This window comes from Pseudoalteromonas sp. SG45-5 (genome assembly GCF_014164085.1).
Classification (GTDB): domain Bacteria; phylum Pseudomonadota; class Gammaproteobacteria; order Enterobacterales; family Alteromonadaceae; genus Pseudoalteromonas; species Pseudoalteromonas aliena.
The window spans coordinates 73,234-80,312 of record NZ_JACJEM010000012.1 but is presented as its reverse complement, the minus strand read 5'-3'; the positions used below and the strand labels follow the sequence as shown (position 1 = coordinate 80,312).

The 7,079-nt window shown below is 39.8% G+C and carries 8 protein-coding genes and 3 tRNA genes; 5 read left to right on the top strand and 6 right to left on the bottom strand.

Translation table 11 applies throughout. The annotated features are described in order from the left end of the window. Both H5119_RS05745 and H5119_RS05740 read right to left on the bottom strand, forming a co-directional pair. Window positions 1-333 (bottom strand): hypothetical protein (locus H5119_RS05745; RefSeq protein ID WP_182701545.1); only part of this gene is annotated, 333 nt, incomplete at its 3' end. A gap of 331 nt (window positions 334-664) precedes the next feature. Continuing rightward, entirely contained in the window at window positions 665-1,285 is a 621-nt protein-coding gene (locus H5119_RS05740) for a MarC family protein (protein ID WP_077536035.1), read from the bottom strand. 94 nt (window positions 1,286-1,379) lie between these two features. Between H5119_RS05740 and H5119_RS05735 the strand changes: the two genes are divergently transcribed. From H5119_RS05735 to H5119_RS05725, 3 genes are all read left to right on the top strand, one after another. Continuing rightward, entirely contained in the window at window positions 1,380-1,817 is a 438-nt protein-coding gene (locus H5119_RS05735; protein ID WP_077538837.1) for a transcriptional repressor, read from the top strand. Window positions 1,818-1,890: 73 nt separating this feature from the next. Continuing rightward, window positions 1,891-2,358 (top strand): chemotaxis protein CheX, encoded by a 468-nt coding sequence (locus H5119_RS05730; RefSeq protein ID WP_077536036.1) that lies wholly within the window; start codon window positions 1,891-1,893, stop codon window positions 2,356-2,358. Next, complete coding sequence (locus tag H5119_RS05725) at window positions 2,355-2,783, top strand: secondary thiamine-phosphate synthase enzyme YjbQ (RefSeq protein WP_008135799.1); 429 nt, start codon at window positions 2,355-2,357, stop codon at window positions 2,781-2,783. The genes H5119_RS05730 and H5119_RS05725 overlap by 4 nt, the downstream gene beginning before the upstream one ends. Before the next feature lie 390 nt (window positions 2,784-3,173). On the opposite strand, the gene H5119_RS05720 is transcribed toward H5119_RS05725, so the two are convergent. From H5119_RS05720 to orn, 4 genes are all read right to left on the bottom strand, one after another. Further along, window positions 3,174-3,249: transfer RNA gene (locus H5119_RS05720), tRNA-Gly, on the bottom strand. Between the two features lie 43 nt (window positions 3,250-3,292). Continuing rightward, window positions 3,293-3,368 (bottom strand) — tRNA-Gly (locus H5119_RS05715). A gap of 198 nt (window positions 3,369-3,566) precedes the next feature. After that, window positions 3,567-3,642 (bottom strand) — tRNA-Gly (locus H5119_RS05710). A 417-nt stretch (window positions 3,643-4,059) separates the two neighbouring features. Next, a complete protein-coding gene (gene orn / locus H5119_RS05705; RefSeq protein WP_182701544.1) occupies window positions 4,060-4,605 on the bottom strand; it encodes an oligoribonuclease in 546 nt (181 codons plus the stop codon). Between the two features lie 120 nt (window positions 4,606-4,725). Here orn and rsgA point away from each other — a divergent pair, with 120 nt between their 5' ends. Next, window positions 4,726-5,784 carry a small ribosomal subunit biogenesis GTPase RsgA gene (rsgA, locus tag H5119_RS05700; protein ID WP_182701543.1) on the top strand — a complete coding sequence of 353 codons (1,059 nt, stop codon included), beginning with the start codon at window positions 4,726-4,728 and terminating at the stop codon, window positions 5,782-5,784. Window positions 5,785-5,799: 15 nt separating this feature from the next. After that, complete coding sequence (gene asd, locus H5119_RS05695) at window positions 5,800-6,666, top strand: archaetidylserine decarboxylase (protein WP_182701542.1); 867 nt, start codon at window positions 5,800-5,802, stop codon at window positions 6,664-6,666. The last annotated feature ends 413 nt before the right edge of the window (window positions 6,667-7,079 follow it).

Genomic DNA, 7,079 nt, shown 5'->3' with positions numbered 1-7,079 from the left:
ATAAATATTAAACTGAACACCAGAGCCTGATTGGATGGTTACGCCTTGTGCAATCAACCACTCTCCGCGCACATCAATGCGACTTTTTATATCAAAGGTTACTGTCGCACCCGCTTCAACAATAAGCTCCGCACCTTTAGCAACTATAAGCCTTGCAGAATTTTCTAACGTAACTTTACTATCAGCTGTTATATACATACGATCGCCTGACTCAATAGTAAAGCTATTGGTAATATCCCAATTCTGCGGGGCGTAATAATCTTGTGCTGCCACATTAGTAGTTAGCACTAAATAACTCAGTATAATGAACGATAAACTTGCAAGTATTCTCAATTAATTTCTCCAAATTCATATGAATTATTAACATAATTAGTCTCAGCAACCAATTTAGTACACGAATTAGAAACTTAGAGCGTCGGAATTGAACTGATAATTAAATCTTTATTTAAATTATCAGTAATTTGCAGGGAGTGAAGTGATTAAATTTTTTGCGTAAATTGATCTATACAGTAATCAAAACGCATTTTTCAATTATAATTTTGCATAGTAAAACAGTGATAATCAGCATGCCATTCACTATTTTTTGTATATATTTACTTTATGATAGGGGTTTTCACTAACACTTATGGTTTACTTCCAAGATCAAATATTAAACGTATCAATACTAAGAAAACACCTGTAATCCAAAGTAATGAGCGATGCCGTTTAAAATATTAGTCACGGCAACAGAGCTTAAAATAAGCCCCATTATTCTACTAACAATACTTGCGCCACTGTCACCTATTAACTTGTGAACATGTGTAGCCATCAGCAGCAATACAAGCACAATGGCCAGCACTGCTAGCATCATAGATGACGTCATTAACTGCTCAACCCACGTATATTCTTCATTTCGGGTCATTAAAACGGCGCCTAACATTGCTCCAGGGCTTGCTATAGAAGGAATTGCGAGAGGAAAAATAGCGGTTTCGGTACTGTCTCTGACGCTTTTTATTTCGGTTTCAGGTTTACTTTCACCAAATATCATCGAAAGAGCAAAAATAAGTAATACGATACCACCTGCTATTTGAAATGCCGAAAGTGGAATGGCTATGGCATTAAGTAGTTGCTCACCTGCAACAACAAAAAACAAAAGTACAAGGGCTGAAACCCCCACCGCTTTGAATACAACTTTACGTTTAAATTTTTCATCATCGCCACGTGTAACTGCAATAAATACAGGCACTGTACCAATGGGGTCTATTACCGCAAAAAAGAAAATAAAAATAGCTAATAGTTCATGCATTACTAGGTTTCCTAGATAAAAAGCGTTTAATAAAAACGCTGCAACTACAACACAGTATGTTAGTATATCATGGCAAAGTAAGGATGAGAGAATGATGAATATAGAATCACTCGTAAGTAAAGCAAAACAAGTATGTGATAATCGCGGTGCGCGTTTTACACCGATCCGCGAGAAGGTATTTCGTCTGCTCGCCAGTGCGCAAGGCGGTGTAGGTGCATACGACTTACTCGAACAACTAAAAGTAACAGAGTTAGGTGCTAAACCTGCCACTATTTATCGTGCATTAGATTTTTTAGCGGAACTGGGCTTTATACATAAAATTGAAAGTACAAATGCATTTATGCTGTGCCATCACTTTGATCATATTCATCCTGTGCAACTATTAATTTGCGATACATGTGGTTTTGTTAAAGAGCTTCATTCAACCGTTATCTCACATGAGTTAAATAACTTAGCAGCTGAAGGCGGGTTTGTTGTATCAGGACAAACTATAGAAGCGCATGGTAAATGTGAGTCTTGTAGAGCATCATAATCCCCAAAGTTATTCCTAATGGCTATACTCGTATGATATAACCATTTCATAGCACTAATTTAAGAGAACAAATATGAATGTAGAGTTCATCAATCCTTTTTTATCTTCTTTAATCAATGTATTGAGTACAATGGCTCAAACTCAATTAAAGCCTGGTAAGCCGCGTATCAAAACAGATGAAATTGCGTGTGGCGATGTATCAGGTCTGATTGGTATGGTGGGACCACAAACTCGCGGTTCATTTTCAATTACTTTTGATGAAGAGCTTGCACTTACTATCATGGAACGTATGCTTGGTGAACGCCCTGATTCAATTGATGAAGAAGTCACTGACATGGTTGGCGAAATAACCAATATGGTAACCGGTGGCGCCAAAAATTTATTGGGTGAAAAAGGGTTTGATTTTGACATGGCAACGCCTATTGTAGTATCCGGTCAAGGGCATACAATAACGCATAAAAGCCAAGGTAAAAAAATCATCATGCCATTCACTAGCGATGCTGGTAATGCAAATATTGAAGTTAGTTTCGATAAGCTATGAGTTGGCAACAAAAGGTCATAGTATTAAAACCTCGCTCGCGGGGTTTTCATTTAATTGACGACGAAATATTGTCTCAACTCCCTGAGCTTACCACTTACACAGTAGGCTTGTTGCACCTATTCATCCAACACACATCCGCTAGCCTTACTATAAACGAAAATGCCGATCCTACGGTGCGTATGGATATGGAAAGCCATTTCAATAAATTCGTTCCTGAATGCCAGCCTTATTACCGTCATGATTATGAAGGCGATGACGACATGCCTGCACATATTAAAACCAGCACATTGGGCTGTGAGTTAACTATTCCTATTTCTAATGGGTATTTAGCACTAGGTACATGGCAAGGTATTTACTTAGGTGAACATCGCAACTCTGGTGGCGCTAGGCGTATTATAGCAACTATTCAGGGGGAGCGGCTTTAACAAAAGCTCTCGGTTTCAAAGAATTAACTCTTCTCTACCTCACTCATAACTTTAAAGTACAACACCATTCTTGTTAGCGCAGAGCTTGCTCGCGCGAGAAGCGATAGCTTCTAATAACAAAACTTCAATACTGAATATTACATATAGAATAATACCAATCTGCTTATATATGGGGTCTATTTAACGTTAAGAAAATTACGCTAGAACTAGGCAAAGATTTTTGTATCTAGTTGTTCTAAATAAAAAATTTTTAACGACGTTATAGTGCAATTTAATTCGTTAAATTTATCAAAGATTTATGCAGTTTGGTATAAAGTAGATAAGAGAGATTTGTAATTATAATTTTGTTTATGATTTTTAATACAGAAAATTTTGAGGGTATAAAAAGATTGGAGCGGTACACGAGGCTCGAACTCGTGACCTCGACCTTGGCAAGGTCGCGCTCTACCAACTGAGCTAGTACCGCATTATATTTTCATTCAACACTACAATTTCTTTTGGTTAGAAATTGGAGCGGTACACGAGGCTCGAACTCGTGACCTCGACCTTGGCAAGGTCGCGCTCTACCAACTGAGCTAGTACCGCATTTTTATTTCTTCAGTTATTTTACGTTGGTGCGCGACAGGTCGCGTTCAACATTCTAGCAACTGAGCTAGTACCGCATTTTTTATTTCTTCAGTTATTTTACATTGGTGCGCGACAGGTCGCGTTCAACATTCTAGCAACTGAGCTAGTACCGCATTACTTAATTTACTATCACTACAATTTCTTTTGGTTAGAAATTGGAGCGGTACACGAGGCTCGAACTCGTGACCTCGACCTTGGCAAGGTCGCGCTCTACCAACTGAGCTAGTACCGCATTTTTTATTTCTTCAGTTATTTTACGTTGGTGCGCGACAAGTCGCGTTCAACATTCTAGCAACTGAGCTAGTACCGCATTTTTTATTTCTTCAGTTATTTTACGTTGGTGCGCGACAGGTCGCGTTTAACATTCTAGCAACTGAGCTAGTACCGCATTTTTTATTTCTTCAGTTATTTTACGTTGGTGCGCGATAAGTCGCGTTCAACATTCTAGCAACTGAGCTAGTACCGCATTTTTTATTTCTTCAGTTATTTTACGTTGATGCGCGACATATCGCGTTCAACATTCTAGCAACTGAGCTAGTACCGCATTAATTGATGGTAAATCAATCACTCAAACACACTAACCCCGCGTGGGTTATCGTCTTGAGCGGGGCAGGATTCTACAATAATACGGAGTGTTTGCAAGTGTTTTTTACAAATTAAAGAAATTTTCTCTATAGACTTTTAATTCCATAATCGAATCTTTAATGTCATCCAAAGCAAGGTGTGAGCCTTTTTTGTTCACTTTTGCAAGCACTTCTGGTTTCCAACGACGTGCTAATTCTTTAATCGTACTCACATCAAGATTTCGATAATGAAAAAAGTCTTCGAGTTCGCGCATGTACTTATTCATAAAACGGCGGTCTTGCCCTATAGAGTTACCGCACATTGGCGAAGCACCCGCTGGCACCCACTGTTTTAAAAAATCTAACGTTTGCTCTACAGCATAGGCTTCATCAAAGGTGCTTGCTTTACAACGCGCTGTTAAACCCGATTTACCATGTTGAGTAGTACACCACTCGTCCATGCCATCAAGGAGTTCATTACTTTGATGAATAGCGATAGTTGGCCCTTCGGCTAATATATTCAGGTCTGCGTCAGTGACAACCGTCGCAATTTCGAGTATTTTATCGGTCTCTGGTTCGAGTCCGGTCATTTCAAGATCGAGCCAAATTAAATTTGATTTATTAATAGTCATAATACCTAAGCGGTGCTTTCCTTTAGATCCAACGCATTTCGATATATCATATTAGCATCAACCGTCGAGCTAAAGCTTTTTTTAGGAAAAGCGACATTTAACTAAGGTTATAGGCCTCCAGTGGCAAAACAGAAAAAATTAAGTAAAGGCCAATCGCGTCAGATCAAGGCCAATCACCAAAAACGCATTAATAGTGCAGACTCAAGGCCAGCTAAAAAAGGCGCGCAAGAATGGCAAACCGACAATTTAGGTCAGGTCGAGAGCGCAATTGTGATCAGTCGTTTTGGCCAGCACGCCGATGTCGAAACCGAGAACGGCGATGTACTGCGCTGTAATATACGTCGTACCGTGTCTAATTTAGTGTGTGGTGATGAAGTATTGTTTCGCCGTGCCAAAGTAAGTGAAGGCGATTTAGCCGGTGTAATTGAAGCCACGCAAGAGCGTCGTTCGCAACTTACCCGCCCTGACTTTTACGACGGTGTTAAAGTTATTGCAGCCAACATTGACCAAATACTCATGGTATCGGCGGTATTACCCGAGTTTACCTCTAGTATTATCGACCGTTATTTAATAGCCTGTGAAGATATGGGCATTGAGCCAATTTTAGTGCTCAATAAAACCGATTTAATTGACGATGCTGGCCTTAGCGAAATACAAAAAGTTCTCGATATCTATCGTAAACTTGATTACCAAGTACTCCTTGTTAGTAATATATCGGGTGACGGTATTGATGAATTAAAAGAAGTGCTTGTTGATAAAAATAATATTTTTGTTGGTCAAAGTGGCGTAGGTAAATCAACCCTCGTTAACACTGTATTGCCTAATGCTGAAATATTAACTAAAGAAGTATCTGAAAACAGCGGCTTAGGCCAGCACACTACAACCGTTTCGCGCCTTCACCATTTACCTAGCGGCGGTAATTTAATCGACTCGCCAGGAATTCGTGAGTTTGGTTTATGGCACTTAGATGTTGAGCGTGTAACCTGGTGTTTTAAAGAGTTTAGAGAATTTATTGGCGGATGCCGCTTTAGAGACTGTAAACATTTAAACGATCCGGGCTGTATAGTTAAAGAAGCTGTAGCCGATGGCAGAATTTCTCAATTGCGCTTTGACAGCTACCACCGAATTTTAGAAACAATGGCCGATGGCCGTGCCGGCGCTCGTGCGCCTCGCGTATAATTTAGGAAAAATACTGTGAGTTTAGACAAATTTAAAATCGCAATGCAGTACGCAATGCCAAAACATTTTATTTCACGCGTTGTAGGCAAATTAGCTGCTGCTAAAGCGGGCGCATTAACAACCACATTAATTAAACTATTTATTAAGCAATACAAAATAGATATGAGCGAAGCGGAATATTCAGATCCAGCTCATTATAAAAGCTTTAATGAATTTTTTACCCGCCCTTTAAAAAACGGCGTACGACCAATGGTAGAAGATAGCAATATCATCATTCATCCAGTGGATGGCGCAATCAGTCAGCTAGGCGATATTGTTGACGGACAGCTAATACAAGCTAAAGGTCACGATTACAGCTTGCAAGCGCTACTAGGCGGCTCACAAGATGATACAACAGCATTTTTAGGCGGTAAATTTGCCACTATTTATTTAGCGCCTAAAGATTACCACCGTATTCATATGCCAATTGATGGCACGCTAAGCAAAATGATTTACGTGCCAGGTGATTTATTTTCAGTAAACCCACTTACAGCGCAAAACGTGCCTAACTTATTTGCACGTAACGAACGAGTAGTAGCAATTTTTGAAACTGAGATTGGTCCGCTTGCTATGGTGCTAGTTGGCGCAACAATTGTAGCCAGCATTGAAACTATTTGGGCAGGTACTGTAACACCACCAGCAGGCAGTGATGTATTTAGTTGGAATTATCCAACTAAAGGCGAAAACGCTATCACGCTTAAAAAAGGTGAAGAAATGGGTCGCTTTAAATTAGGCTCTACTGTGGTACTTGCATGGGGTGCTGATAAAGCTGAAATACTAGACGATCAACTACCAGAAGTGGTAACTCGCTTAGGTACTGCGTTTGCAAAAATTAACGACTAAAATAAATCGTTAATTAGAAATCAAAAAACCGCGTTTATTTAAACGCGGTTTTTTGATTTTTGTAGGCGTTAAGTTTACTTACGCGAAAAGCGCCGCTTTTGATTTATAAGTAATTGCAGGCCGCACCGTTTAGATTTTTATGGGCTTCGCCCATCACGCCAGCAAGCTGTGCGTCTACAAGTTTGGTACAGAAGCTTAATGTGTTGTAGACGTAGAGCTTGCTCACGTTAAAAGCGTCAGCTTTTGGTTTATATGTAATTGCAGGCTGCATCGTTTATATTTTTATGAGCTTCGCCCATCACGCCAGCAAGCTGTGCGTCTACAAGTCTGGCGCAGAAGTTTAATGCGTTGTAGACGTAGAGCTTGCTCACGTGAAAAGCGTCAGCTTTTGGTTTATATGTTATTGCAGGCTG

What these genes read in the sequence shown, in the direction of transcription:
- H5119_RS05730 (WP_077536036.1), top strand. Translation starts at nt 1,891, where the DNA reads ATGAATGTAGAGTTCATCAATCCTTTTTTATCTTCTTTAATCAATGTA.
- H5119_RS05740 (WP_077536035.1), bottom strand. Translation starts at nt 1,285, where the DNA reads ATGCATGAACTATTAGCTATTTTTATTTTCTTTTTTGCGGTAATAGAC.
- H5119_RS05725 (WP_008135799.1), top strand. Translation starts at nt 2,355, where the DNA reads ATGAGTTGGCAACAAAAGGTCATAGTATTAAAACCTCGCTCGCGGGGT.
- orn (WP_182701544.1), bottom strand. Translation starts at nt 4,605, where the DNA reads ATGACTATTAATAAATCAAATTTAATTTGGCTCGATCTTGAAATGACC.
- H5119_RS05735 (WP_077538837.1), top strand. Translation starts at nt 1,380, where the DNA reads ATGAATATAGAATCACTCGTAAGTAAAGCAAAACAAGTATGTGATAAT.